Consider the following 25978-nt stretch of genomic DNA (forward strand, 5'->3'; position numbering starts at 1 on the left):
AAGAAAACAATAAGTTAGTAAATCGAGATACCTGAAATATTCTTTTTGACGACCATAACAATCAGATTGTTAATGTAAGCACCTGCACCGCCCCCATAGTTGCGTGACCTGACCGTAAAAGAAAGGTTTGCAGCGCCGCTACCAGCTGGCATATCAATAATAGTACTGAATGACAAAGCAGCTACAGTTGTCTCTTTCTTGTATATCTCTCTGCCGTTGTGGGTCACCACAAGTTCGCAAGTTGTCCATATTTCGTTGCTTGTCTGGGACTTTAATTTCCCTCCTGCAAAAGTGATAGGCGGGATGATTATTTGTCGATCAAAATGGTGGTCATCCTGAATCTGAACGGTGATGCTGCCGTTCGGATTAGCCTCACTTCCCGGAAAGGATTTCCCTACGGCTTTAACGATGTCGCCAATAATTCGTTCAGCACGTAGCGTTCCGTTAATCGTACAATCTTCTGCAATAGTTACGCGGTGGAGCGTCCCTGAGATCGCATCAATATTCCCTCTGAATGTGCCGTTGAGAAACTCTGCTGTTCCATCTTTGCGAATACTCCATCCAGCTCTTCCCTGAACATAGTCGTTGGACTGAATCACGTTTCCAATTTTGGCATTATCGATAGTGCCGTCCTTAATCCAGGCGCCATTCATGTAAGCAACACCATTCTCAATAACAAATGGCGTGGTGATCTTCCCGTTTACAGAGTTGACCAGGCCAAAACGGTCTGCCTGAACCAAAAACTGCGATAGACCGGTGCTGTCGATACCCAGCGCGATACCTGCAACGTACTTCTGGCCGCCACTGGTAGACGTTTCCATCTTCAGCGTCCAGGCTGCAGAAACCTTCTTATCCGTATCAGCAATTGCCTTCGCTTGCTCCTGAATGAGAGCCGAGTTTCCATCAACTTCAGCCTTAACCGTATCAATTCTCTTACCAAGAGCACCGTCAGCGTTCGCTCGTGCTGTGGCTTCGGATGTGATAGCTGCATTGATATCTTTGCCGGTCTGAGCCTGGAGATTGGTGATCTGCCCGGCCAGAGCAGAGTCGGCATCGGTACGCGCTTTCGTCTCTGTGTCGACAGCGGCTTTAATGTCCTCTGCCGTTTGAGCCTTCAGAGAGCTAATCTGCGAAGCCAAAGCACCATCAGCATCGGTTCGAGCCTGTGTCTCTTCCGCAACGGCTGCTTTAATATCCTCGCCAGTCTGTGCCTTCAACTGGGTGATTTGCTTCGATAGCGCCTCATCCGCTGTGGCTCGGGCAATCTGCTCTTCAGTGAGTGCTGCGCTGATATCCCCTTCAACTTTCGCCTGCAACGTGGTGATCTGTCGAGAAAGCGCTTCATCCGCAGTCGCACGCGCCTCTTGTTCAGCAACGATGGCCGCTGAAATATCGTCGTTGATCTGGGCTTCCAGCTTGGAGATATGCGTCGTAATAGCCTTATCAGCCTCTACACGAGCCGTTGTCTCTTCCAGAATCGACGCCCGGATATCCTCACCAATTTCTGCGCGGATCTCTTCCACTTTTGATGCCATTGCAGACATATCATCGGCAAACGTCTTCTGAGTGGTGGCGATCTTCGCGTTATTGACCATCTGCTTGTGCTGGTCTTCATCCTGACGCAGAGCGAGGTCAATATTGGTTTTGGCCAGAGCCTCGATATTGGTCGACACTTCCGCGCTGGCGCGTTCGACTTCGGCAACGGTCTTTTTCATCTCTTCGACGGCAGCAACGCTGTCATCGACGGAGGATTTCATTGCCTCAATCTGTTTGGCATTTGCCTTATCGCCTTCGACACGGGCTTCACGCTCTTCAGCAATCAGCGCGGAGGCATTGTCGAGCGCAGCGTGTGCCGCTTCCACAGCGCCAGCGACGGCTTTACCCTGCTCAGAAACGGTCTCCTGCAACTCAACCAGAGCCGCATTAGAGTCCTCAACCTGTTGCAACGCGTCATTGACCTTGTCCAGCGTGCCAGAGACTTCATTTTTGAGGTCGTTCTGGGCCTGCTCAAGTTTTCCACTGGTGTCTTCCAGTTTGCTGTCCAGATCGGCAACGGACTGATCAAGCTCTTTCAGGCTTTCTTCCATCTGTTTGTTGATGGCGTCGACCGCATCCTGAGAGGCTTTAGAGTCGATTTCCTCCAGCAGCTCCTGTCCCAGCTCGGAAGAGGTGATCTTTCCGGTAAGGAACGAGAGGACGTCTCGTGTCATCGCTTCCGTACCCAGATTGGAGTTCGGCGGACTTAACATGCCACGCTTGTTCACCGCGCGAACCCAATAGTACCAGGTCTCGCTATCCCCCAGACCGGCATGGGTGAACGTGGTGCTGGCAGCCTCTGCAATCAACTTTGCCGTTTCCAGATTGTTGGTCTGGGAGGCGTACACGTTGATGTGATCGAGGTCGATTGAGTCCGGGTTGACCCAATTCAGAATCACGTTGCGGTAGTCACCAACGGCCGTCAGAGAGGTAGGAGAGCCTGGCGGCGTCATCGTACCTTTCACCCGATAAACGGTGCTGATGATGTCCGTCTTCTTGCCGCTGAACGAAACCGCATAGAGCTGAATGTCGTACTGTCCATTCTCGGCAATATTGAGGATCTCGAACTGCTCTTCGGTAACGCGTGCGGACTGCCAGTTAGAGACGTTGTTTTCATCGGAACGGCGCCAGCTGATCCAATATTCCGCAGACTTACCTTCCCAGGTGGCAACGAGCTTGATTGAGAGGTTGCCCGGACTGGAGATATACGTCCCTTCCGTCACCTGCAGGTTGGTCGGCTTCGAATAAGTCGGGTCGAGAACGGTGTTGTTCTCGGGGATCAGCGTCGCACCGTTGTCGATGGCTTCGTACTTCGAAGCATTATTCTGGACAACTGTAACGTCAAACGTTCCCTGGGCATCCCCCTGAGCAACGTTAACAACGCGCACACGCATTGGCTCCAGATCTGGCTCGGCAATCGTCCAGACACCATTTATTACCGGCATATCACCGGAGTTGAGCGCTTTGGAGAAGGTCACTTTGGTAATGTCTTCCCCGGTCTCAAGAATATCGCGCTCAACGATTTCGCCTTCCTGATTCAAGATCCGGATGTAGCTACCAGCCTTATTCAGCGTAACCGGTGCGTCGAGAGTGATGCTGTTCTTTGTGAACGCCACAATGCGGCCAGAGTTGCGTTTACCAGCGCGATATTTGTTCTGAATCAGCACCGTTTCGCCCGGCATCAGGAAGGAAGCATCCAGACCTGCCGTAAAGCTGATAACGTCCGATTCCATGCGTGCGGTATACAGCAGCCACAGACCGACACGATGCGCCTGGCCACGGCTGGTACAGCCGAACGCAACCACTTCGGTTTTGCGCTCGCCATAACGACGCATCGCTTCCTGGTCTTCGACGTACTCGATGTTCTGCTTGTAGCCGTCTTCCTTGTTGTTGTAGGTCACAAGAGCCACTGACGGACGGTCTTTACGCGCAGATCCCTTATAGCTGAACATGCCGTCTTTGACGTTCGCGTTGGTGAACATCATGACCGGATCTGACGGGCTATCCTGCATGACGTTAACCATGCCGCCAGCCCAGAAGACCATACCGCGGAAGGCACCAGCGATATCCTGAATCAGTCGGTACGCGTCCTGACGGCTGGTGATCTGGGTGTTGATAGCAAAGCGCTTCTCTTTGCCACCGAATCCATTGTCAACCTCTTCGTCGCAGTAGCGCCCAATCTGGTAGATCTGCCCGAGGTCAATCATGGACTCAGAAACAAACTGCCCCAGGCCATAACGAGCGTTGGTAAGCACGTCGAAAAGAATCCAGGCTGGGTTTGAAGACGAAAGCAGCTTAAAGGTGCCATCCCATACGCCGATATAGGTATTTGTATTCTCATCGTAGTTGGACGGGACGCGGATCTTCAGGCCACGAACCAGATACGAACGAGACGGCATCGAGCTGCCGAACTGCTCTGAGTTAACCCTCAGGCCAACCAACGCGGAGTTCGGGTAGTTCATCGGCGTATCGACGATCTCACCGATAGAGTCCACCCACGTATCGTTAAAAATGTACTGAGTGTTGCTGTCTTCGGTAATACGAATCACGCGAATCTTGTAGGCACGACCTGGCTTTGGCAGTTTCAGTTCATAACTGCGGTAGTAGGCGCCTGTCTTTTTTGCCGTCAGCGTAACTTCGGAACTGCTCTCCCCTTCTGCGATGGCGTCCTTGAAGGCATTGTCGCCATTGGCAATCTGGAATTTGTACTTCACGGTCGTACCGTTGGTATCACCGGTCTTTTTGTCGACGCTACGCAGTGACGGGAACTTCAGAATGATGCGGACACGGTCTGCCTCATCGTTATCAATGGCAATCGTGACGTCGTGAGTTCTTTTCAACTGGATGTTGACCGACTTCGGCGTTTCAACGAAATCGAACCCGGCCATCGGCGTCTGGTCTTGTGAACCATCACGGAAATCCCAGGTGATACCGCTAAAGTTTGGTGACCCGTCTTCGTTGAGGATTGGCAGATCATCAATGAAGATCGATTTTGCGCCGTCCACCAGCCCGCCAATGACACCTTCCCCGAGCAGGTCGAGGATTGACGCCATAGCACGCGAGTTTACGGTATCGTCAGCTTCAACCGGCGTGCGGCTGGAGCCACTGCTTTTCTTACCGCCAGCACCTGCAATCAGGAGAGGCAGTCTCTTCTTCTTGAACTGTTCCATGTTCAAAAATTTCCCTTCTTATTAAAGCTGGTCGATGGTGATCGATGAACTCACAACCTGTGAGCCGACAAGAATTTCCTCACCATAAATGAGCTGAACCGGGTTGCCCTGGTTAGTGGTGTTTTGTGGCCCGTCGAAATAAAACGAGTTCGAGTTATCTGCCTGTCTTACGCTGTCATTGGTCGCCTGTGGCGAAATTAGCTGAGAAATACCGCCCATCATCAGTGATAAGCCGAGCGGGGCCAGCGCTGGAAACCAGAATGAAGTAACCATGACGAGTGCCCCTACGACTGTCTGGAACCACCCGAAAGCCTTGCCACCGCTACCGCGAGGAACCGGCGTGATGCGGATCTTCGCGATGTTGTCGGACTGCCCCATCATTTGAAACTCGCTCTCATCAACCGACCACTTATGCCCCTGCTTATTGGTGATCTGGATGTGATATTTGTCATAGGTCTTCATGTTGCGCTTCATCCAGGCTTTTAAGCCCGGACGGTTGGCTTCGACCAAATCCAACGCCTGTTTGGTGTTGCGCACTTTTAAATGCCAGTGGCGGCCGAAATGTCTGGCCATCGGGCCACCAAGTTGCACATGAACTAACTCAGACACGTCTCATCTCCCTTGAGTAAGTCTCTGTGACGCAGGTGGTGCGTCGTGTGTTTCTGGTACATTCCACCGTAATAAGCGCGACAGCTCAGGCGGTCGATCTGGTGGTGCAGGATCATTCCGTCTCCGATGTACACCGCGCAGTGGTCAGGCATCTTTCCGTACTGAATGAAGAAAACGTCACCACGCTGGGGTTCCGTCCCCGGCGCCAGACGAACAAGCCCTTCATTGCGGTAGTTCTGATCGAGAATGTCGGTATCGCCCGTGTACCACGATGGAATATGCAGGTGCGGGTTCGGATTCAGCTCGACGTTGAACTCACGCTTCAGGTAGTCGCGGCACAGCATCCAGCAGTCGAAGACACCAAACACATAGGGTCGTCCCAGATAAGGCATCTCAAAGCCGTCTGGAGTGATCACATTCATCTCACTGAAGTGAAATGGCGCATCGCCCTCGACGTTCTTCCGAACAGCCAGAATCAGCCACGGAACTTCCGTTGCCTCGCATCCGGCGCGGTCGGCATCTGACGCTTCAGCTGATTCGTCAGTGTGGGTGTGCCAGATGGCAACCACGTCTCCCGCATCTTCCGCTGCGATAATGTCGTCAGCGTGCATAACAAACGTGTTTTCCGGGTTTTCCGACACGTTCCGGGATTCCATGAAGCGATATTTCTCGCCAGTGGTACGCACCAGAAAGCCACACGCTTCGTTCGGGTAGCGTTTGATGGCTGTCAGATAGATTTCCTGCATAACGTCCGAACCAAGCTCAGGGAAAGCTCTATTACCCATAACGTGTTGCTCCAATGAATCCGCCAAAGTGGATTACGCCATTGGCAAAGTAGTTACGGCGTGCGTTGCATGAGTCATAGCGTTTCGTGCAGTAATCCGCGCCTGACATGGTGGTTTGCTGGTTGTTTTTGTCGAAATAGGGGCCGGTGTAGCCGCACTCTGGGCCGCGGTATTTCCACGGGCAGGTGTTTTTGATGATCTGGCGGTACGGCAGCTGCACGCCCATCAGATCGAACACACTCGACAGCTCAAACTCGACAACCTCATGGGTTTCGAGAGTCTTCTGTTCGATGAACCACATCTCATCCGGGAAGTGCTGGTTTGGATCTGCGGTTGGATTCCCGTCTTTGAAGTTGGCCGCGTCGAGAAAACGCGCCAGCGTCATCTTGCGGATGATGCGGCAGCCCACCAGATCGTCGTTTGCCTGAACTTCAGCGGAGACAGTTCCGGCAAAGTTGGAGACCTGGATTTTTGGACGCGGCAAAGTACCCTGACCTGTCTTATCAAAGCCTGACGCTTTGATTGGCCACGGTTCGTAGGACACACCTTGCCAAACGACTGGCTCCATCAGTTCGTTTGTACCGGCGTGGAAAAACAGCTTGCCCCCAGAGGTGGTGTTCGACATATCAAGTTCGAACAGCTCGATGTGCGCCGAAGGCGACAAGCTCTGAATATCAGCTTTAATACCCATCGTTTCTTCCTTGAAATAAAGAGGCGCCAACATCCTGTCAGCGCCTACAAATAATAATAAATAAGCACTTACTTATCTAGTAGGTTAAATTATCCTTCATAAATTTGTCGGAAGGTCGCAGTGAGAACGAGATAGCCCTGGTAACGCTTCACAGTATGGCTGTCGCAGACCACAACCATCTTTTTGCCACGAGGGTTCGTCCAGTAGAACGACTCAACGGCCGCGCGTGCCGTCAGAAAGTCATCGACGGCATTAATAACGTCGTAAGAGCGCGTAAATGTCAGGCTCCACTCTTCTTTAATGCGATTGAGACCTTTGGCCTGGCGCTGTTCGTAATCGTCACCGAAATTCAGCACCGTCACGTTAGGCTTCACGGTCTTTTCCGACTCGTAGTCGGGATACCAGTTAAAAGTCAGTCTTTCCATCTCACATCCTTGTGAGACTGCCCCTTACGGGGCAGCCGTGGTTAGTTACGTTGAGAGTTAGGGTTGAGCGAACCGCCTGGTCGTTTCTCCTGAGCGATGGTTTCAAGCGCGATCGCCTTCATGCGCTGCGCTGCCTGACTCCATGCGCCTTCGGAATTGCTGTTCTCCGAGACACTGCCGTCGCTGTTGACGTTGATCTCAATGCTGACAGGTGAGAAAACGCCGCCACCGCCTTTAACACTCTCTGCGTTGAGCGTGACCGGGATGGAACGCCCATCCGGAAGCGGAACGTAGGCTTCGTTCATATCCCCTTCACCAAACAGCGCCAGCTGTGGAGAGTCAGCGATGCCACCTTTCTGGTACGCACGCAGCGGAACCACGCCGTCTTTCCCGAAAATGCCGCCTTTGGCGAACTTCGGAATTGCCGGGATGCCGCCAGTACCATCAGATGCCGATCCGGTGAGATTGTTGAACCCGGAGTTAGAGCCGGAGGAACCAGATCCGATGTTGTCGAAGCCACCACCAGCCCAGGCAGACACCAGCCCGGAGGCAATGGTTGCGCCGAAGCTCAACCACTTATTGCCAGAGCCGGACATGTTTGCTCCCAGCATGGCAAACGCGGCAGAAAGCGCCCCCGTGACAGAGCTAAGGTTCTGCATGGAGAAGATGGATGTCTTCACCGCTTTGGTTTCCGCGTCTTTAGCTTCAGTACTGGTAAACAGTCCATTTACCCAGCTGCCGATCGCATTGGTTGCAGATCCAATCGCGCTGGTCGTCTGCTGAGTTGTCTGCCCCAAACCGGAGACTGAGCTGGAGGTCTCTTTCGTCGCCTCACCCACGCTCTTATCGCCATTGATCGCATTCATCCGGACGCCCTGGTTGGCAACCGCTGACGCGACACCAGAAAGCAGATTGCCGCTCTGAGAGCTGCCCGCTGCCGTCGTTCCCATCCCCAGCATGTTCATGAGTGGCAGGGTGATCTGCGTCTTCACAACCATGTTGGTGATGTCGCGGAGAATGGATTCTGCCAGGCTGGAGAAGTCCAGTTTCCCCTTCATGACGAAGTCGGTCAGCGTATCCGTCATGTTGCTGAACAGGTTGCTCCAGCTATTTTCCAGCTGATCGGCCAGATTCTCGTACTCAAGCGCCAGCTTCTGTGTCGCCGTACCCGTCTCTTTGATGAGAGCGGTGTTGCCTGCCGCCACCAGCTGGTTAATCTGCTTGGTGTAAAGCGCCACGATTTTCGGATCAGAAGCCTGGTCACGCAGATCCATCAACGCTTTCAGGTTACGGTTGTAGGTGTCGTTGAAATCGGCCACCTTCTCTTCACGAGACGGCTTGTAACCCGCGCTGATGATGGAATCGGATTCCGGCGCCCAGGTGGAGATCATCTGCTCGACGTTGCGGCGGTTGAACATCTCGCGATAGTCGTCGCTCGCGTTCGCCAGGTCAGCCAGGCGTGACTTGGCTTTGTCGATCATCTCCTGAGTGATGAACTCATTCGGTACGGCGCTGGCCAGTTCGGTCAGCGATTTGGTGGTATCGCGGAGAGACTGATCAAACGACACGGTCGCTTTTGAGCTTTCACCCATCTGCCCCATAAGCTGATCGGCTTTATCCAGAGCTTTCTGGTAGCCCGCCGCCAGCTTACGCTGCGCGTTTTCTTCCTTCCTCGCTGCACGTTGAGAAGCATTGGCAGTACGCTGCCCGGCTTTTTCCGCTGCTGCGGCGTCCTGCTCACGCGCTTTGGTCAGTGCGGCGATCGCGGCAGCACGTTCCTCGTCGCTCATTTTCTCCAGAGAGCTGGCGCTGGAGGCTTTCTGCAGGTTCAATTGGGTTTTGAGCTGTTTCGGCCCGATGATCGGCTTGCCTTCGAAGTCCAGCATCGCCGTACCGTCTGGCAGTGTGCGCTGGTAGGTCGCGGAGTCCATCTGGTTCCGCATATACTGCGCCAGTGCTTTCTGAGCCGCTTTATCGGTCGTTCCCAGCCCCAGAACGGTTCCCTGGTTGGACATTACGCCCTTACCGGTTTTCGCCGCGCTATCACGCTCGAACTCCGCCTGAGTCAGCTCCTGAGCAACAGCTTCAAGATGCTCCTGATACCCACGGATGCTGCCTTGTAGCTTCTGAACCTGCTCGGTGTTCCCCTCTTTCTTCGCTTTCTCCAGCATGTCGCTGAAGTGGGCAATTTGCTTCTCGGTGGCGTTTTTACGAGAAGACAGGTCGTCGACCAGCTTCTGTGCCGGTTCCAGATAGGACTTGTTCACCTTCTCGCGAAGCGGCGCGAGCAGCTTGTTCTTCTCGTCGTCCGAAAGCGATTTGTCGTCGTTGATTTTCTGGATCTTATCCAGAGCCTCCTGACGGGCTTTCACAAACGTTGCAGAGAAGACCTGGTTATCTGCCCGGATTTTCTCAATCTGGGATTCAGCAGCCTCTTTTGCCAGGCGTTTGGCCACCGCGCCATCACCCAGCGCCATCGTGCCTGTGGTTCTTTCGTACTCTTCCTGATTTTTCTTCAGGCGAGCCTCAACAACCTCTTTGGACTCCTTCACGGCGACAGGGCCAGCCGCTGTGGAGTAGTAGTTCACGCTTTCGCCGGTTTTAAGCGCCTGCTGGTCTCGCTGGATCTGCTTTTCAAGCTCGGCTGCACGTGCTGCCATCTGCGCACGCTTGGCCGCCGTCATCGCCTCCGGAATTTTGCGGATCTCGTCCACAACTTTGGACGTTTCGCTGCGGAGCATGGTCATATACGTGATAAGACCGGCTACAGCCACGGTAGCTACGGTGAACGCTGCACCAATGGGGTTTGCTGCAATGAACGCAGTTAGCCCAGCAAACGCGCTCTGAAGCCCCGTAATCGCGCCGCGGATAGCGAAGATCAGCGATGGGATTGGAGCCAGCCCCATACGAGCCGCACGATTAAAGCGGGTGACAGCTGTCGCGCCCAGATTGAACGGAGCCTGGAGAACGGTCGACATCTTGGTAAATGTGTTAACCATTTGCCCGGCAGTGCCAATCACGCCTGCGATCCCAGCACGCATCAGCTTGAACGCCACCATTGCGGCAACGACTTTGCCCAGGCTGATAACCAGTTCCTGGTTTTTAGCCAGCCACTGCGCCAGCTCGCGTAAGCCGTCGATCGCCGTGGTGAGTCCGGAACCCAGCGAGTTAGCGAACGAAATGCCCTCTGCGCTATTCATGATGGAGGCCAGCTCTTTCATCCCCTTTGAGAGAGAATCCAGATAGCCCGCCTGACCGACACGATCAGCAAACAGCGTAAAGGAGGTTTGCAGTTGCGCCAGCGCACCAGTGTAGGTTTGCATCATGTCTTTGGCGGCGTTTTCGTTCTCCGCACGCAGACCAACGAACATCAGCGATAGCGCCTGTTTCGCTTCCACAGTACCGGTGGAGACTGCTTTGGTCAGTTCCCCCATAGTGATACCGGCAGCGTCTGCCATCGCCTTCATCGCGTTAGGAACGGCTTCACCTAATTGCTGACGCAGTTCTTCCATCGACACGACGCCCTTACCGGACATCTGCTGGACAGCCACGGCAGCACGTTTAAGCAGCTCGCTATCGCCGCCGAAGCGTGCAACGGAGTCCACCAGTGCTTTCAGCGATCCGTCAGTAGGATCGAGACCTGCCGAGCGGAATTTAACGAAGGAATCGGTCAGCGCCTGCATCGCAAACGGGGCGTTTTGCGCCATATCCACGATGTACTGCATATCCTCTGCGGCTGCTTTGCCAGGGTTGGCCTTGTCCTTGTTCAGCCCGCGCAACATGACGCGCATACGCTCCATTTCGGAAGCGGCTTCGACGATTGGCTTCTGCCAGCCAAACAGGATGTCAGTTACCGTTCTTGCCGCATCACCAATCTCGCCCAGCAGGAAAATATTACCGCGCAGACCAGAGAACACGCCATTTTCAGCACCGCGTCCGCCGTGGCCATTTGTGCCGCCACGTCGACCACCGCCACCATTACCACCGCCCTCACCGTAGCCGCTGGTGCGCACACGTACCGGCTTGCTGATCAGTTGCTGGCGGCCAATAACGGCATCCATCTGATCGCGGACTTTCTTCAGCCCCTCGGCAGCCTGGCTCGTTGTGACGCCCCAATTACTGAGACGCTTCGTCGTGGTGTTAAGGCGCGTATTCATGCCACTCACGGAGGAAGAGGCTTCTTTTACCTCCGTACCGAAGCGGCTGGCGCTCTTGCCAGCGAACGTTGCCCAATCGGAAAACTCGTTGAGTTCAGACTGAACCTTGCGCAGCGATGTGGTGAGTTTATTAACGGATGAGGTGGTTGTGTCGACGCGCTCAATCAGGGTTTTGAGACCTGAGTTGAGGCTGGTAATGTTGCCTCGCGTCTTGCGCGAAACATCAGACACAAGCTCGAAGCCGGCAGCTACATCCTGTAGTTTGTCTGCCGTGGCATCGAGCTTGGACTCCAGAACGCCGATGATGCGGGAGACCGAACCCAACGAGCGTTCCAGATTGTTAATTTTCTGAGCTGGCTTTGTGGCCTGCTCCCCGAATCTGGTAAGTAGCTTACCCGCCCGGTCGATTGACGCTGTAAACTGCTTGTCTTCCAGCGACAGGATAAACTCTACGTTTTGTGACATTCCCTTGTCATCCTCTGCCAAAAATTTGCATCAGTTGCTCTTTGGCGTCAGGGTCTGCCTTATCCTTGCGTGGATCGTAGACTTTATCGGTTACGACTGGTCTTCCAATCCTGAGTTGCAAACCCTCCATGAACGCCTTCACGCCCTCGCCATCTGCCTGGGCAGCGCGAGCGACTTGCAGGTTGCGGACATCCTCTTCCGCGCGCAGACGGTCGATGTTGCGACTGAGCATCCAGAACATCGTTAGAGGGACGCCCAGCAGCTCTAATGGCGACACGGCGTAGTGAGCAACTACACGACTGAAATAGAATCCGAGATCTATCGATACGGTCTTTACCCCGGATTCATCGCGGGAAATTACTTTGCCCCTTCACCAGCCGCTTTTTCGTTCTCTTCATCAATCACTTCCATAGCGAAGGTGAAGATCTGCTGGAGCTGCGGAACAGTCAGTTTTTCCAGTACAGCGTCCGGCACGGATGGGATAACCTTGCGAACCAGGTCGGCGTAAGCAGTAACCTGCTCAACAGGCGACATGTTCTGGAGGTCTTTGCCTTCCATCTGCTTGATGGAGACGAACAGGCCAACAGTCATTTCAACGATGGGGTATTCCTGACCGCCGAACTTGATGCTTTTCTTCGGAGGCAGAATGGAGTCGAGATCGAGTAATTTGGTCATTGGTTAAAGTCCTTTTAAAAGAGAGGCTCTTCCTGAGCCTCTGCTTAGTTACGTCGCGATTATTCGGCAGAATTAACCGTTACTGCTTTGGTCGCTTTCTTGCCGCCGCTATTGCTGGTAAAGGAGATATTTGCCGAACCTTCAGCTACTCCGCGAACCAGACCAGTCTGGTCAACGGTGGCTTTCTCCTGATTGTCGGATTCCCACACACCGGTTTTGTCGCCGGCATCTGCAGGGGTGATCTGGGCAGTCAGTTGCACGGTCTCACCGGCTTTAACTTCCGGAGATTCCGGAGAGATAGAGACGGTTTTAACCGGCTTTGGGCCACTCATTTTCCCCAGCACGCCGTCGTCATCCGGGTAAGCGGTGAACTGAACGGAGAACACGCGAACATCATCAGACTGGTAGGTCATGGTGAAGTTACCTGCGGTCGCAGCTTTCGGGATAGTCAGAACGTAGTCGGTGGTATCCTGCGGGGTCAGAACCAGCTCTTTGGCTACGTCGATCAGGTTGACGCCCTGTGCGGAAGTGATGGTCACAGCGTTATCTTCTTCGCTCAGGGTAGAACCCGGCATCAGATCGACCATATTCTGCAACACAGACTCGGCCAGCGGCGCAGTGATAGTGATGTTACGACCCTGCACCAGCTCGGAGATGGTGGTCTGCCCCAGCTGGTCTACGGTGACTTTCAGAGTTTCGGTCGCAACTTCAACCTGAACACCGCCTTTGGTGTAACCCAGATCAACGCCACCAAACGACACTTTGCAGGCGCCAAGTTTGATGTTTTTTACATGGGTATTGGACATTATTGGAAAACTCCTTTTTCCGTTAAATCAGCACCTTCATGGTGCTAATGGTAAGTATATACTTACTTATTTTATTAATTCAACAAATAGCCCGCAAATTCAATCGGGATACCCGCTTCAATCAACGAACCTTCGTTTTTGGGATAAGTAATCGGCATCGACATTGGCCGAACCAACCGGAAGTAAACGCCCTCTGACACGGTTTCTTCGACCGGGAACATGTCCATGATCTTATTGGCTTTCGCCACCGCCTTTGTGATCGTCGCATTACGCACGATGACGGTGAAAGAGTCGTGATAGAAGCCTTTTAACTCATGGTCAATGGTGATCCCCGTATTGGGAGTAACCAACAGAACACCGGACTTCACATTGGCTGGCATGTAGTGACAGAAAATGTCAGTGCCGACTGTACCGATCTTCGCCTTCTGCATCAGGCTCGCAAATGCTTCAATAAACACATCAACCTCTCGTAAAACCTGCTTTCCTTGCCGCTTCTGCTATCGTCTGAGTGAACTGCTTCTCACTGATCTGCACGGCTCTCTCAAGGAACAAAGGCCCAACTCGTGGCCTCACACCAGCAACTGGCGGGTTGGTGACGCTCTTCATGCGGGAGAGATAGCCGAGACGATACTTGCCCAACTCCATGTACTCCGCATAATCGCCAACCTCAACACCCGGATGCCCTTCGCGTGGTTTGGCTCCAGATACCGATAACTCAATACGCAGCCCGGTATAGCCTTCTTTGACCACTCTCGCGAAGATCGCGCTTTCGAGTGAGCCAGTCTCCAGCGGGGCCATTGCCCGCGCCAGACGCTCAACCAGACGCGCCAGCTTCTCCATGTCACGGATGAGATAACGCTTAAAGGCTTTCTGGCTGTTATTGAGCCTGTCGCCAGCACGCTTAAACTGATGCGCGTCGTACTTCAGACCCATATGTTTGCCCCTACTTCCAGATGCCCAGGGCGCCCACGCAGTCCCCAGCGACGATGCACGCTGGATACCTTCAGCCTTTGCCCCTCCAGAATGAGAACGTCATCAAGCTGCACTGCGGCCTCAAGTGGGATCACCAGAACAGCATCGAACAATTCCAGATTCGCTTTACCGCGACTGCCGGAGCTGTCCGCACGTACCGATGACTTCTCGTTACTTTGCTCAAACTTAACGACGCCGACGTTCGTCTTCCTGACGAACTGCAATTGCGCTTCACCGTAGACGTTCTTCGAACCCAGACGGTAAATCGCTATCTCTGCTTGCCATGAAATGTTCATGCACTCTCCCTGTGGTTGGCAGCCGCACTCATTACCAGGCGAAGGCGCGATTGCTCGTCTTGAGCCTTTCGACCAGAAGTAAATAATGCGACTGGCGTTACGCACGGCGAACAATCATGCGGTTATTGATGTAACTGACCAGCAGTCGCCAGGTACTGCGAGCCACATGCACATTTGCCGCTTTGCCGGTGCGGTACATATTGGTCGTTTCACCAATGGACTCAGACAGAATGCCGTCCTCGCGGGCTGCCGCTACGTCATTACCGTTAGCGATTTCGCAGGCTTCATTAACCACGGCCAGCATTAATGCCTGTTTGAAATAGTCCGGGAACTCGTCGAATTTCTCAGGCGTCATCTGCTCCCAATCGATCAGATCGTGACGATATGCCCCGTCAGCGCCCCACGGAATGTCATAGAAGTTCAGCATGTTTTGCGGGCGATCGTACCGGTCGAAGTCGATACGCAGGACTTTGCGGATTGAGAACGGCAGCGTTTTGACGCGTCTGGTGGCCTCAATGAGACGTTTGCGCATCAGCCCTTCGCCATCAGCTAACAGGGTGTCGCCGTTCAGCATATCGATAGCTTGCATCTGGGCGTCTGCGACCGTTGCGAATGACTGGCCTGGAATTGACAGCTCGAAGCTATTCAGCAGAACGTACATCTTGCGCTCTTCATGCGTCAGCCCGGATGCTACCGCTTTGACAATGACGTGTCGCAGATCGCGCTCTTTATCTGAAAGCAGGTTGTGTTCGGCCGACACGACAACCGGAATGGACATCTGCCCCTCAGTAATATCGAGAGGTTCGTTATCGACGATGATCGCACCTGCGCCATCTCTGACGGTATACGTGGCCGACTCAATATCCAGAACGTTAAATGCAAACGACAGGGAAACTGCTTCCCCGCTACGGTACGTGTCGATCTGCGCCATTACTCACCGCCCTGTGCTTTCAGGATGCCTTCGATCATTTCAACGATACCTTTGGCTTTCACGCCAATCTGGTTGCCGATCTGACGCAGACCCGCAATACCTTCACAGTCCGCAATCGACTCCAGCTCTTCACGAGTAAAGCGCTGTACCGGTTTGGCTTCCACTTCAGCCGTACCACGTTTCATTGGCACAATATCCGGGGCCGCCGTCTCGACAATGTCGTCCGCAGTCAAATCATTGCGGCTGCTGTATGAGGCAGAAGGAGATACATTTTTGCCTTCAACGGTAGTGGCACGCATGGAGGCACAAATCCGCTGCTGATCGATGAATGGCAGTTCGGCAACCGAGATGCCGTCGACAAACTGGATACCGCAGAGAATGCCCGTGTACTCCAAAAACTGAGGCTCCAATAAACGAATTTTTGCTGGTTTCATTCTTCTTCTCACTTAATGGGCGGCATAGCCGCCCATGTGTTGGTTACGCAGCCGGTGCTGCGGTCACTTCAACGGTCGCAGTGGCTTTGTGGCTACCGTCTTCCGTGGTGACTTCGATAGTGGCAGTACCTGCAGCCACACCGGTCACAAGTCCAGTTGCGCTATCAACCGTCGCGAACTCGGCATTTTTTGACGCCCAGGTTACGCGCTTATTGGTTGCGCCAGCCGGTTCGATGTTCGCGGTCAGCTGTACCGTTTTGTTGGCTTCAACGCTGGTGGTGCTCGGATCGACAGAGACGCCAGTAACAGCAACGACAGGCTCAGTGACTTTCACCGTGGCAGTGGCTTTATGGCTGCCATCCTGAGAAACCACTTCAATGGTTGCCGTACCAACGGCTACGCCAGTTACGTTACCGTTCTGGTCAACGGTCGCTTTGTCGCTATTTTTGGAAGTCCAGGTGACTCTTTTATTGGTTGCGTTTGACGGTTGTACATCAACGCGCAACTTGACCGATTTCCCCTTCTCAACGGAGGTAGAGTCTGGCGTTACCGTAACGGACTCCACGCTGACAGGCTTAACGGTCACTTCGACTGATGCAGAAAGCTGAGTCTGCTTATCGGTGGCGGTGATCTTCACTTTGCCCGGAGTCACGCCAGTAACCAGACCCGTACCGCTGACTGTGGCGATCTGGTCATTGGCCGACGTCCAGGTGAATGAATCTGCGCTTTTGCTCATGGTGATACCTGCACTAAGTTGAACGGTTTTGCCCACCAATACGGACGGCGCAGCCGGTGTAATGGTGACAGACTGAGTGAACGGAATTGCCCGGAAGCAAGCCGCAAGATGGTTCTGCTGGCGCTCGCTCAGAGGCTCGTTGGAGATGGAATTGGTGAATCCGGCACGGCACATATGCCCCGTGAAATCCGCAAACGCCTCTTCCGTGATCTTCATCTTTTGTTCTGGCATTTCTCGCTCCTACAAAAAGGGTGGGCGTATAGCCCACCCTTAGACGGTAGATAATTACTTACCTACTATACTGATCAAATTTTTACGTTGGTCAGCGCGGCGATAGCCTTGTCGTGCTTGTTCGCCAGAGAGCAGTACCACTTAACGCGGGTACGGGTTGCGTCTTTGTTCTGAACAGTACCGATGTTCTCAACAACGATACCGGCGTTTTCACCGCCATACAGACCAGTCACACCGTTCTCTTCGGACAGGTGCAGGCAGTAGATGCTTGCTTTGCCCGCGTCAGTCGGGATGAAGTCGTTCACGATGAACGGTACACCGTTGTGGCACAGCATCGGACGGCCGAAGTTTTCCATCATGATTTCGGACGGGCCGAGGCTAACGGTACGCAGCAGAGCGCGATAAGCACGCAGGTGCTCGGAACGCATCATGATGCAGTCTGCGCCCAGATCTTTCACCGCGTCGACCAGCTCGTCGAACATGGAGAAGGTCATGGAAGCGCCTTCGATGTCGATCTTCTGATCGTCGTGCATCAGCTTCGGAATACCGTCGAACGCTTTGTTGTTGGTGCTGGAGTCGCCCAGAATCAGGTTGCGACGGAATGCGCGAGCCAGACCTTTCACCTTCTGACGAACCTGGATTGCCAGCTGGTTGTTGGTGTCGGACATAGTGGTCGCCAGGAATTTGTCGACGTCTACGTCGCCTGCCAGGATACGCAGCTTCGCAACGTGTTCGGTGAAGGTTGCAGCGCCTTCGGTGATGGTGTCATTCACATCAATGAAGGTTGCTTCGCTCAGGGTAGCTTCGCGGTTGTAGAGGTATGCCTTAGAATTAATCTTCATGAAAGGCAGAACAGCGAACAGGTCATCGCGATCGATAATGGTCTCGATCACACCCTGCTCAAGTTCGTTGTTAGACAGCTTTTCAGCTTCATCACGCAGTAATGGCATCTTTCATTTCCCTATGATTTAAGATGTTACTTGAGTCCGATTTTCCCCAGACCGGAGGTCAACTTATCCATAGTCGACTTGCTCTTCGGCTGGTTTACTTTGTGGGTCGGTTTGCTATTGGAACCAGCACCCTGCTTGGCTTCGCTGCGCAACAGTGCGTCAGCTTCCGGATCTGCACGCAGAATGCGCTCAATCGCGGATTCGAACGGTAACGGTTTGCCTTCACCGTCAACCAGAACTGCACGTTCTTTCTGACCGGCTGGCTTATCAAAGCCCACAACACTACCGTCTTCACCCACTTCGAAATGAGAGCCGTAGATAACGCGAGCCTTAGCCGGAGTCATCAGAACTTTGTCACGCAGGAAGGCAGAGCCGCTGAAGGAAGCGCCAACAGTCATTTCGACCAGTTGAGCCTTCAGTGCGGCGTTCTCGCTCTCCAGAGCGGAGTAGCGTTCGTCGCGCTGTGCCAGTTCAGCCTGGTGCGCTTCGATCATCTGCTTTTTCACAGCATCGAACTCACCACGGCGTTCCAGTTCAGCCTGCTCCGCCTCCCGACGTGCGGTTTCTGCGGCTTGTTCAGCTTCGAGAAGCTGGCGAGCACGCGCCGGGTCAATATCACCGTACTGAGCCAGCTGATCGGCCAATGTGCGCTCTTTCTCCTTGCGCTTCATGTTCTCTTTCAGCAGGTCAGCACCGGCTTTCTTGGACTTACGCAGTTCTGCCAGCAACTCTTCCTGAGTCATACCGGCATACTCGTCGTCGTCACCCTTCGGCTGCTCTTTTTGCTCGCCCTGTTTGCCTGGGTCTTGATTGCCCTGCTCATTGTCTCCAGCAGGAGCACCGCCACCAGCGCCTCCACGCTCATGCGCTTCAGCTACATCCATCAGGCCACGACGGGCCATAAGCATTTGCCACAGATTCATAGAAATTCCTTTTCGTTACTTATCACTCGGTCTCTTGAGTAGATGAGTCCCCATTCCCTCGGGGTTGATCTTGCCCGCTTTCTTGGGCTGCATCTCGATCATAAGTAAGTACTGACTTATTTTCAAGGGTATTAAGATCATTTTTTGGAGGAAATTTCAAGAGATCTTTTTGAAATTCCTTCTGCATCGCCTCGGAAATGTTCGGGAAAACCTTCTCGATGAGCATTTCCATCTGATGACGACGAACAGAATCAGGCGCCTGGAGCAGAGACAGTTTCTCAGCAACGGCAAATTCGTCAGTCAGACCGCGAATGTCGAAACTTTCCGGGTACGCGATCAGAGAGTGGTCTTCATCCAGTTCGACCCCCATCCATTTCGCTGCCAGCTGCATCATCTGGCGCTCTGCCCTTTCGAGGCGCTCTGCTTTTGTCACCAGCAGACTATTAACGCGCTGGAAGTCGTACATCTTCGCTGCGCCCGAAGAGTTATCGATGCCCTGTGCGTTATCCTGCTTGGTTCGCTCACCTGCCACACCAACGGAATGGTAGATCTCGTTAATCACCGTCTTAATCGTGGTGATGATCATCTGAGCCTGTTTCGGGTCTGGAGACAGGTAGAACGGCTGATTACCGCTCTCAGAGTCGAAGGTGAAGACGCGTTTTGTCCCCATTTCGAGCACTTTGGTGTGGTTTTCATCGCCCGGCAGCAGTGACTGAACCGGGATAGCCAGCTGGCTGAATGTCTGATCCTGAATAATCGCGTCAAGGTTCGACAGGTAGTTGGCCACAGCGCGATCAAGATAGGCGATATCATCAATCAACGACGGGCTGAAATACGGAGACTCGCTTTCGCCAATGCAATCCACCGGAAACACCGGCACCACGCCAAGATTATGCTGGCCGCTATCCTCCAGAACGACTTTGGCCTGACGACGACCGCTATTTCCGGAACCTTTCTTCACTTCTTCACGGAAGAGATACCACTCGTTTTGCGTCCACAGACGGTAACGCTGGTATTCCTGCCCGGTTGACGTGAACGGATCTTCGTCGTCGCGCGCGATTTCAACAATCAGCGCCCACAACATATTGCCGTCTTCATCCCAGGCAACATCAAGCAGCTGCTGCGGCGAAATCCAGTAAGCGTAGGCACGAGCATCATTTTTCTTCTCGTCTGCAACAGACTCAACATCGACGTTCATGGTGCTGTCCACAACAACCCAGATACGGCCATAGATGGATGATTGCAGGTCGATAGCCGCCATAAACGCATCGATGGAGGCGTTCTGGCGTGTGGCTCGCTTCCAGAAATTGCGGATCTGCTCCGGTGCTTCATCAACGTTGCGGTGAATGACCTCTTTGAAGAGGTATTTGTTGATGAGGTTTACCACTTCACGAGTGTGGTTGAAGCGATAAGCGCGTTCCAGGCGCTCTTTGAACTCCTGATCTCCCTCTTTGAAGTAACGGAAGATATTGTCGTTGAACCAGGCTCGCCCGCCAGCGTAGGTGCTGGCGAGGAAGTCCCAATGTTCTTTTTTCTTCTCATATTCAGGGTGGCGTCGTGCCACAAGGTCTTTGATTTGCTTGTCAGTCAATTCCATTTGCTTTTCCTTTCCGTTTAGGTAAGTACCTACCTATCTAGATCCACCAAGAATAACACGATTTTTCACCGGATACCTACGATGAACCGGATAACCCAACGCATCCGCACTGTGTTCGATGCCGCCAGTCTTATCCATATCGCGTGAGCCTGGCTTGTAGATCACCTTCTCTAGCGAGTCGATGAGGTGTTTGCACTTCGGATCGATGTACAACCGGGTTTCGCCCGAGGCACTCATCAACATACGGTTCACGGCGTTCACACGGTCTGCGATCGGCGGGTGCTTCTTCGGATAATCGACTCGAAGGAAGCCTTTTTCCTTGAAGATGTCGACGTCCGATTCACCGCGTGCGTGCTGGCGATACGCACCTGCCGGGTCAGGGAAGATAGTGACCTGAGACTTCCAGCGCCAGAAACGACGCTCCAGCTCATCACACACTTCAGCCGTGTTGGAAGAGAACAGCACAACCTCGTCCACGGCCCACAACTCACCATTTGGCTGCGGCTGCAGGATGACCGATGACATAGGGTCGATGTTGAAGTCCTGACCAACCCAGATCGGCAGTTTCGGATTGAACTGGAGTGGCTTCACATGCACATTGCGGTCGAACGGGTAGTACACGCGTCCGGACATGTTTTCGAAGCTGGCCAGGTATTCCTGTGCGAACGATTTAGGGTCCATATCGTTCTTCGCCGCTTCGATTTCCGCGCTCGGTACGAACGGAGAATCAGCCGTAACGAACTGCCAGCTCTTCCACTGCCCTTTGCGTTGTAAATCTTTGTTCTGACCGATAGTCCACAGCTTGTGGAACTCGGAGAAGCCTTTTGGCGTACCGATGATCAGCGCACCGCCACGGGTAGAGGACAGTGTCGGACGCAGTACCTTGTACCAGGTGTCCGGCTTCATATCCTGAAATTCATCGAGCACCACAAAGTGCAGTGCCACACCACGAAGCGTATCGGGCTTATCCGCACCTTTCAGCGCGATTTCAGAGCCGTTCTTCAGCACGATGGTCATCGTGGTGTCGTTTTTCTTACGAACCCATTTGCGCGGCAGAACTTCCTGCAGGTCATCCCACAAGATTTGGCGAGCCATCTGGTAAGTCGGTGCGACGTACCAGACACGTTGCTTCTTCTCTTTGGCTGCCGCGCGGATGATGGTGGAGATCGACAACCGGGATTTACCCCAGCGTCGACCCGCACACACCACTTTGAAACGATGTGGCGACTGGAAGACTTGCATCTGCCCAGAATGCAGCTGTACGAGACTCAGAGATGACGGGATGGCCATAGTTAGACGCTCCCATCACTTTCATCACCAGACGCGTCAGAATCGCCCTCTGCTTCGCTCAGTGCTTCCTCTTCGAGTGACTCAAGCAGATCGTCATCAATCAGATCCGGCTCATCATCTTCCTTACGCAGCTGCGCCACCTGGGAAGGCGTAAGTTCGCCAAATACCAGGTTCGGGATTTCGTCTTCTTCGTTCTCAGCGCGATCCATACCGAGCGCTTTCGAGGATATTTCGAAGCACTTAGCGAGTGTGCCGCTGGCACGCTGGAGACTCTTCAGGTCATCTTCGATGGTTGCGAGTGGCTTGCCGTCCTTCTTGGCTGTGGCCACCTCATGCATCACCATCCGACCGAGTGCGAATGCCCAATCGTCGTAACGAGTCCGGCGCTCTTCGATTTTCTCTGCGCGCGCCTTCGCACGCAGCTCTGCGTCGGATTTGAGCGACTCGCGCACCATCTTCCCAACGGAGTCCGCGCCTTTCTCTAATCCACGCTTTTTGAAATGTCTGGAGAGCGTTTCACGACGAATGCCGTACTCTTCCTCCAGCTTGGAGAGTGTGTATTCGCCGGAAGTCCACTTTGCTTCGGCTTCTGCCCACTCAGCTGGCGTCAGGCGAGTTTTGCTCTCGTCTTTTTCTACAGTCATAGATCCCTCTAAAACACTCAGAGCGCATCCTTGCGCTCCTAAACAACTTGTTTAATTCTGTGCCTAACCAATTTGTTTTCTGGGTGTTTAAAACCGGGCTGGGGAGTATTCAGAACCTGCTTCCGTATATATTTAATAAGTCACTTAGTATTTATATATACGGAAGCAGGCTCTCAAACTGGCTCCCAGACCGACTTACATCACCAGTAATTTGGCTCTGGCACGACCTAACGTGGTCAGTCCCAGCGTGCGACGGTGGTAGCCAGAATCACCGCGCTGGCGGCACATTCCTTTCTCCACCAGCCCCTTCTTCACCAGTGCGCGGATCGAGAACTGCATACTCTGTTTGGTCGTTTTGTACGGCAGCACTTCCAGTAGCTCGTCCAGATCGAGCAGATGCCCACGCTCATGGCCTAAATTGATGGTTTTGATGATGTCTTTTTGTTTGTCGGTCAACGTCATGGCAAATCCTTATGCCGGTAATGCAATTTCAAGAGGTTTATTCAAAGGCTGTTTGTCGAATGCCAGCAGTGGCAGAGTGTCAGGCAGCTGACGACCAAAGTCCGGGTTTCGGTACACGCCATAGAGCGGAGACGTGAAGCTCAGGTTGTGAATATCCTTGAGCAGCTTCACGATGCTGGCCTCGTCCACCAGACTGTCGGCAATGTCCTGAATCGTCGTGCCACGATTACGCCCGGCTTTGGCCAGGGAACTGTTCTTGTGGTAGTCAGCGACCAGATCACGCAGCGCACGACGGCGGCGAGACTCACTCATGGCGAACAGCTCTTTGACGATCGCTTCGTTGTCGCCAGGGTCGGAACGGAAATGACGCTGGAAGACGCGCAACGCACTCTCATAGCTCTTCGGACGCTCCGGACGGATGAACTGGAACCCTGCTTTCATGGCGAACGGGTTGTATTTGCTCATCGACGACTGGATCTCGATGATTGGCCGGTCGTGCATCCTGCTAACCAGGTTAATCATTCGATAGGAGACACCGACGCCGCGGTACTGAGTGTCCACAACGGAACGGCTGATCACCGCAAAGTTGTTGTTCACGTACCGACCCCAATACTGGTTGGCCACGGTGGTATTGGTGGTTGGCTTCAGCTTAGGAAACATGCGATGGCGAGGCGCCAGCAGCAGTTTCGGGTAAGCCATAACCACGACGCCCACCAGCCGGTCGTCCAGTTCGCAGCGATAATACGTTGGCGCGAACGGCTTACCATCCGTCTTGTAGTGCAGCGACTTCAGCGCGTGCCAGTCTTCAACCGTGCCTTTGGTAACGGTCATACGCTCCAGAAAGTCCAGATGACGCGGGAACTCTTCCGGGCGGTAGCGTTTGATGATGATGTCTGTCATGTCGATCACCTGCGCTCGATATTGGCATTGATGAAGTCCAGGCGAAGCGATTCCATCGCCCCAACCATGACGTATGGACGCCCACCGTTATGCCAGCAATCCAGAACACTGCCGTCGTTGTTGATCATCAGCAGCGCCAGGCTCTGGCTTTTGCCTTCTCTGGCGTACTGGAGTGCTTCTTCCAGCAGGCGGATGACTTCAGCGTTGTTGTTGTCAGCCTCTTTCGATGGCTTCAGCTCTACGATCTTCAAATCAGGCATATTCCACCTTCACGCGTTCTTTGTAGTGCTTGGTGATCTGCATATCCGGGCGCAGCGCGTTCTTCAGGTCTTCGTGGGTCGTCGCCACCATTACCGTCGCACCAACCTTACGGGCGGCACGCTGGAGGTTCGACGCCACAACCTGGGCGGTTACACGGTCGAGAACAGCGCCAAATTCGTCGGCTGCCCAGACTTTGGCGCCTGACTCGATCAGCTTGGCGATCTTGAGACGGTATTTCTGGCCGTCAGACATCTCGGATGGCTTGCGCACAAAGAGATAGGCGTCATTCAATCCGGCCATAGACAGCAGCCCCAGCGCTTCGCTGGTGGTTTTGCCCAGCTGGTCGATGACGTTAACCTCATTGTCGAAGGTAAAGTCATCGATGGAGGCTACAGAAAGCCCTTCATCCTTCATCTGGCGTTGCAGCTCGCGCAGCACAACGGATTTACCGGAACCGGATTGGCCGGTGATGTACACCACATCGCCCTGCTTCACTTCCAGCTCCAGATTATCGTAAAGCGTCCACTCTTTTTCGTCCAGGCCAAGACCAAACGATTCGGCAATCTCCAGCGTGCGCGTGGTTTTGTTCACGCGGGTCTGAAACGATACGTTGATGGTGTATTTGCTCATGCAGCCAACTCCCCAGAAGAAACTTTCTCCGCATACGCCACAAAAGCGTCTACCCCGCTTTCTCCCGTGATTTCTTCCATGTGTGCAAGCAAATCCCCAACCACAATGGCAGAGCCAGCAGGGAGCGTTTTAAAGCCCAATACGTCGATGACGCGTACTTCTTCAGAGGCCACTTCACGACTGATCTCGGTGTGCTCTTCTTTCTGGCGTTCCGTCTCTTCGCCCAGATCGAGCACCAGAGAGCCGGTTTCCATCTCTTCGGTCATGCTGCCGACAAGCACGTTCAGCTCGCGCTCTTCAAAACCGAAGACCTCGACGTCGCCAAGCACCAGGGATTCCAGTTCCTGCTGCAATTTGATGGCGTCGTAGTCAATACTGGCCAGGCGGTTGTCTTCCAGACGCTTCGCCTTCACTTCTTCTTCGCTCAGATCGTCTCGAACGATGACCGGCACACGCTCCAGACCAGCCAGAAGTGCCGCCTCGCGACGACCGTGGCCAGTAATGATGACGTCGTGCTTGTCGACAGTGATCGGCTGGTCAAAACCGCGCTTTTTGATGGCGGCCGCCAGGTCGCGGATCTGCTGTTCGTCATGTTTTTTGGCGTTCATCTCATACGGGATGAGTTCTGCCGGGTTTCGATAGACGATTTCAAAGTTTTTGGTCATTACATACGCTCCTTGTAGTAGTCGACCAGCCAAACCAGGGCTTCCCCGGCGTTCTCCATTTCGTTACCGGTATTGATTCCCTGCTCTTTGATGATGGTTTTGATGGTGTCGGCGACGCGATCTGACGCATCAAACGTCACCTTGAAGCGCATCGTCTGGTGTTCAGCGCCGACTCGCTCGGTTTTCTCGCGTTTGTCCTCATCGACCGGCTCGTCATCGCCACGGGATAGCGCTTCCAGCGCTTCAAGATCGATAACGGACGCTTTGGCGAGTGTTGCAGCCATTTCGTCGTCATACGGGGCGATATCGGACAACCGGTAGTCGATTTCAGACTGGATTTCTTCGATTAAGCGCTGCAAAGCGACCTGATCGTCTTCGCCGTAGCGCTCGTTATCGACGAGGGACATCTGCTTGGCCACCAGGTCGTTAATTTTGCCCACGGAGATGACGGGAACCGTTGAAATGCCCTGCTCCATCGCGGCACGCCAGCGGTGTTCGCCACCGAGGATCTCAAAAACTCCACCGTCCAGCTCCCGCGCCAGAATTGGCTTAAAAAAGCCCAATTTTTCGATAGAGCCTTTCAGTTTTTCGAAGTTTTGCGCCCCAACGGAATTGGTATTCCAGGGATTCGGACGCAGGTTCGCGACTTCCACCTGCAGAATCGTAATTTTCACATCCATAATTCTGATACAATCCATTGCATAAGTACTTACTTACTATAATAGCCAATTACCATA

General features: G+C 53.6%; 26 protein-coding genes. All 26 read right to left on the reverse strand.

Going from position 1 to position 25978, the window contains the following annotated elements:
* Positions 1–14: 14 nt before the first annotated feature.
* Complete coding sequence (locus OGV65_RS04360; protein WP_286454645.1) at positions 15–4706, reverse strand: phage tail tip domain-containing protein; 4692 nt, start codon at positions 4704–4706, stop codon at positions 15–17.
* 21 nt (positions 4707–4727) lie between these two features.
* A complete protein-coding gene (locus OGV65_RS04365; RefSeq protein WP_001293197.1) occupies positions 4728–5315 on the reverse strand; it encodes a tail assembly protein in 588 nt (195 codons plus the stop codon).
* Positions 5303–6100, reverse strand: coding sequence for a C40 family peptidase (locus tag OGV65_RS04370; protein ID WP_286454646.1), 798 nt, complete (start codon positions 6098–6100; stop codon positions 5303–5305). The genes OGV65_RS04365 and OGV65_RS04370 overlap by 13 nt, the downstream gene beginning before the upstream one ends.
* A complete protein-coding gene (locus OGV65_RS04375) occupies positions 6093–6791 on the reverse strand; it encodes a phage minor tail protein L (protein WP_181562229.1) in 699 nt (232 codons plus the stop codon). Before OGV65_RS04375 ends, OGV65_RS04370 begins: the two co-directional genes overlap by 8 nt.
* Before the next feature lie 89 nt (positions 6792–6880).
* On the reverse strand, positions 6881–7216 hold the full coding sequence (locus tag OGV65_RS04380; protein ID WP_000440566.1) for a phage tail protein: 336 nt from the start codon (positions 7214–7216) through the stop codon (positions 6881–6883).
* A 41-nt stretch (positions 7217–7257) separates the two neighbouring features.
* Entirely contained in the window at positions 7258–11838 is a 4581-nt protein-coding gene (locus OGV65_RS04385) for a tape measure protein (protein WP_286454647.1), read from the reverse strand.
* A gap of 7 nt (positions 11839–11845) precedes the next feature.
* A complete protein-coding gene (locus OGV65_RS04390) occupies positions 11846–12070 on the reverse strand; it encodes a hypothetical protein (protein ID WP_000952684.1) in 225 nt (74 codons plus the stop codon).
* A gap of 125 nt (positions 12071–12195) precedes the next feature.
* Entirely contained in the window at positions 12196–12513 is a 318-nt protein-coding gene (locus OGV65_RS04395; RefSeq protein WP_000163862.1) for a hypothetical protein, read from the reverse strand.
* Positions 12514–12572: 59 nt separating this feature from the next.
* Complete coding sequence (locus OGV65_RS04400; protein WP_006812510.1) at positions 12573–13319, reverse strand: Ig-like domain-containing protein; 747 nt, start codon at positions 13317–13319, stop codon at positions 12573–12575.
* Between the two features lie 74 nt (positions 13320–13393).
* Positions 13394–13777 carry a minor capsid protein gene (locus OGV65_RS04405; RefSeq protein ID WP_000469441.1) on the reverse strand — a complete coding sequence of 128 codons (384 nt, stop codon included), beginning with the start codon at positions 13775–13777 and terminating at the stop codon, positions 13394–13396.
* 1 nt (position 13778) lies between these two features.
* Positions 13779–14252, reverse strand: coding sequence for a hypothetical protein (locus OGV65_RS04410; protein WP_181562232.1), 474 nt, complete (start codon positions 14250–14252; stop codon positions 13779–13781).
* Positions 14243–14587, reverse strand: a complete 345-nt coding sequence (locus OGV65_RS04415; protein WP_181562233.1) for a basic helix-loop-helix domain-containing protein — start codon at positions 14585–14587, stop codon at positions 14243–14245. Before OGV65_RS04415 ends, OGV65_RS04410 begins: the two co-directional genes overlap by 10 nt.
* Before the next feature lie 97 nt (positions 14588–14684).
* Positions 14685–15518 (reverse strand): hypothetical protein, encoded by an 834-nt coding sequence (locus tag OGV65_RS04420; protein ID WP_071684144.1) that lies wholly within the window; start codon positions 15516–15518, stop codon positions 14685–14687.
* On the reverse strand, positions 15518–15952 hold the full coding sequence (locus OGV65_RS04425; RefSeq protein ID WP_286454648.1) for a hypothetical protein: 435 nt from the start codon (positions 15950–15952) through the stop codon (positions 15518–15520). Before OGV65_RS04425 ends, OGV65_RS04420 begins: the two co-directional genes overlap by 1 nt.
* 43 nt (positions 15953–15995) lie before the next feature.
* Entirely contained in the window at positions 15996–16919 is a 924-nt protein-coding gene (locus OGV65_RS04430) for an Ig-like domain-containing protein (protein WP_286454649.1), read from the reverse strand.
* 74 nt (positions 16920–16993) lie between these two features.
* Positions 16994–17869, reverse strand: a complete 876-nt coding sequence (locus OGV65_RS04435) for a major capsid protein (protein ID WP_040110313.1) — start codon at positions 17867–17869, stop codon at positions 16994–16996.
* A 26-nt stretch (positions 17870–17895) separates the two neighbouring features.
* On the reverse strand, positions 17896–18792 hold the full coding sequence (locus tag OGV65_RS04440) for a DUF6651 domain-containing protein (protein WP_045339224.1): 897 nt from the start codon (positions 18790–18792) through the stop codon (positions 17896–17898).
* A gap of 22 nt (positions 18793–18814) precedes the next feature.
* The gene (locus tag OGV65_RS04445; protein WP_071684146.1) at positions 18815–20389 is read right to left on the reverse strand and encodes a phage portal protein; all 1575 of its coding nucleotides are present in this window, start codon (positions 20387–20389) and stop codon (positions 18815–18817) included.
* 33 nt (positions 20390–20422) lie between these two features.
* Positions 20423–21679: a phage terminase large subunit gene (locus tag OGV65_RS04450; RefSeq protein WP_002211787.1), complete on the reverse strand. Its 1257-nt coding sequence runs from the start codon at positions 21677–21679 to the stop codon at positions 20423–20425.
* Between the two features lie 2 nt (positions 21680–21681).
* Positions 21682–22323: a hypothetical protein gene (locus OGV65_RS04455; protein ID WP_006812517.1), complete on the reverse strand. Its 642-nt coding sequence runs from the start codon at positions 22321–22323 to the stop codon at positions 21682–21684.
* Between the two features lie 195 nt (positions 22324–22518).
* Positions 22519–22785 (reverse strand): hypothetical protein, encoded by a 267-nt coding sequence (locus tag OGV65_RS04460; protein ID WP_000176291.1) that lies wholly within the window; start codon positions 22783–22785, stop codon positions 22519–22521.
* A gap of 9 nt (positions 22786–22794) precedes the next feature.
* Positions 22795–23685, reverse strand: coding sequence for a hypothetical protein (locus tag OGV65_RS04465; protein WP_002211789.1), 891 nt, complete (start codon positions 23683–23685; stop codon positions 22795–22797).
* Between the two features lie 5 nt (positions 23686–23690).
* Positions 23691–23945 carry a hypothetical protein gene (locus OGV65_RS04470; protein WP_286454650.1) on the reverse strand — a complete coding sequence of 85 codons (255 nt, stop codon included), beginning with the start codon at positions 23943–23945 and terminating at the stop codon, positions 23691–23693.
* On the reverse strand, positions 23938–24576 hold the full coding sequence (locus tag OGV65_RS04475; RefSeq protein ID WP_006812519.1) for an ATP-binding cassette domain-containing protein: 639 nt from the start codon (positions 24574–24576) through the stop codon (positions 23938–23940). The genes OGV65_RS04470 and OGV65_RS04475 overlap by 8 nt, the downstream gene beginning before the upstream one ends.
* Positions 24573–25241: a ParB/Srx family N-terminal domain-containing protein gene (locus OGV65_RS04480; RefSeq protein ID WP_000164561.1), complete on the reverse strand. Its 669-nt coding sequence runs from the start codon at positions 25239–25241 to the stop codon at positions 24573–24575. The genes OGV65_RS04475 and OGV65_RS04480 overlap by 4 nt, the downstream gene beginning before the upstream one ends.
* Entirely contained in the window at positions 25241–25921 is a 681-nt protein-coding gene (locus OGV65_RS04485; protein ID WP_023316007.1) for a ParB/RepB/Spo0J family partition protein, read from the reverse strand. Before OGV65_RS04485 ends, OGV65_RS04480 begins: the two co-directional genes overlap by 1 nt.
* Positions 25922–25978: the final 57 nt, after the last annotated feature.

It is taken from the genome of Citrobacter sp. Cb004, assembly GCF_030337065.1.
Classification (GTDB): Bacteria; Pseudomonadota; Gammaproteobacteria; order Enterobacterales; family Enterobacteriaceae; genus Citrobacter; species Citrobacter braakii.

Coding starts and splice junctions, on each gene's coding strand:
- OGV65_RS04360 (WP_286454645.1), bottom strand. CDS start 4,706: ATGGAACAGTTCAAGAAGAAGAGACTGCCTCTCCTGATTGCAGGTGCT.
- OGV65_RS04370 (WP_286454646.1), bottom strand. CDS start 6,100: ATGGGTAATAGAGCTTTCCCTGAGCTTGGTTCGGACGTTATGCAGGAA.
- OGV65_RS04375 (WP_181562229.1), bottom strand. CDS start 6,791: ATGGGTATTAAAGCTGATATTCAGAGCTTGTCGCCTTCGGCGCACATC.
- OGV65_RS04380 (WP_000440566.1), bottom strand. CDS start 7,216: ATGGAAAGACTGACTTTTAACTGGTATCCCGACTACGAGTCGGAAAAG.
- OGV65_RS04385 (WP_286454647.1), bottom strand. CDS start 11,838: ATGTCACAAAACGTAGAGTTTATCCTGTCGCTGGAAGACAAGCAGTTT.
- OGV65_RS04390 (WP_000952684.1), bottom strand. CDS start 12,070: ATGCTCAGTCGCAACATCGACCGTCTGCGCGCGGAAGAGGATGTCCGC.
- OGV65_RS04395 (WP_000163862.1), bottom strand. CDS start 12,513: ATGACCAAATTACTCGATCTCGACTCCATTCTGCCTCCGAAGAAAAGC.
- OGV65_RS04400 (WP_006812510.1), bottom strand. CDS start 13,319: ATGTCCAATACCCATGTAAAAAACATCAAACTTGGCGCCTGCAAAGTG.
- OGV65_RS04410 (WP_181562232.1), bottom strand. CDS start 14,252: ATGGGTCTGAAGTACGACGCGCATCAGTTTAAGCGTGCTGGCGACAGG.
- OGV65_RS04415 (WP_181562233.1), bottom strand. CDS start 14,587: ATGAACATTTCATGGCAAGCAGAGATAGCGATTTACCGTCTGGGTTCG.
- OGV65_RS04420 (WP_071684144.1), bottom strand. CDS start 15,518: ATGGCGCAGATCGACACGTACCGTAGCGGGGAAGCAGTTTCCCTGTCG.
- OGV65_RS04425 (WP_286454648.1), bottom strand. CDS start 15,952: ATGAAACCAGCAAAAATTCGTTTATTGGAGCCTCAGTTTTTGGAGTAC.
- OGV65_RS04430 (WP_286454649.1), bottom strand. CDS start 16,919: ATGCCAGAACAAAAGATGAAGATCACGGAAGAGGCGTTTGCGGATTTC.
- OGV65_RS04435 (WP_040110313.1), bottom strand. CDS start 17,869: ATGCCATTACTGCGTGATGAAGCTGAAAAGCTGTCTAACAACGAACTT.
- OGV65_RS04440 (WP_045339224.1), bottom strand. CDS start 18,792: ATGAATCTGTGGCAAATGCTTATGGCCCGTCGTGGCCTGATGGATGTA.
- OGV65_RS04445 (WP_071684146.1), bottom strand. CDS start 20,389: ATGGAATTGACTGACAAGCAAATCAAAGACCTTGTGGCACGACGCCAC.
- OGV65_RS04450 (WP_002211787.1), bottom strand. CDS start 21,679: ATGGCCATCCCGTCATCTCTGAGTCTCGTACAGCTGCATTCTGGGCAG.
- OGV65_RS04455 (WP_006812517.1), bottom strand. CDS start 22,323: ATGACTGTAGAAAAAGACGAGAGCAAAACTCGCCTGACGCCAGCTGAG.
- OGV65_RS04460 (WP_000176291.1), bottom strand. CDS start 22,785: ATGACGTTGACCGACAAACAAAAAGACATCATCAAAACCATCAATTTA.
- OGV65_RS04465 (WP_002211789.1), bottom strand. CDS start 23,685: ATGACAGACATCATCATCAAACGCTACCGCCCGGAAGAGTTCCCGCGT.
- OGV65_RS04470 (WP_286454650.1), bottom strand. CDS start 23,945: ATGCCTGATTTGAAGATCGTAGAGCTGAAGCCATCGAAAGAGGCTGAC.
- OGV65_RS04475 (WP_006812519.1), bottom strand. CDS start 24,576: ATGAGCAAATACACCATCAACGTATCGTTTCAGACCCGCGTGAACAAA.
- OGV65_RS04480 (WP_000164561.1), bottom strand. CDS start 25,241: ATGACCAAAAACTTTGAAATCGTCTATCGAAACCCGGCAGAACTCATC.
- OGV65_RS04485 (WP_023316007.1), bottom strand. CDS start 25,921: ATGGATGTGAAAATTACGATTCTGCAGGTGGAAGTCGCGAACCTGCGT.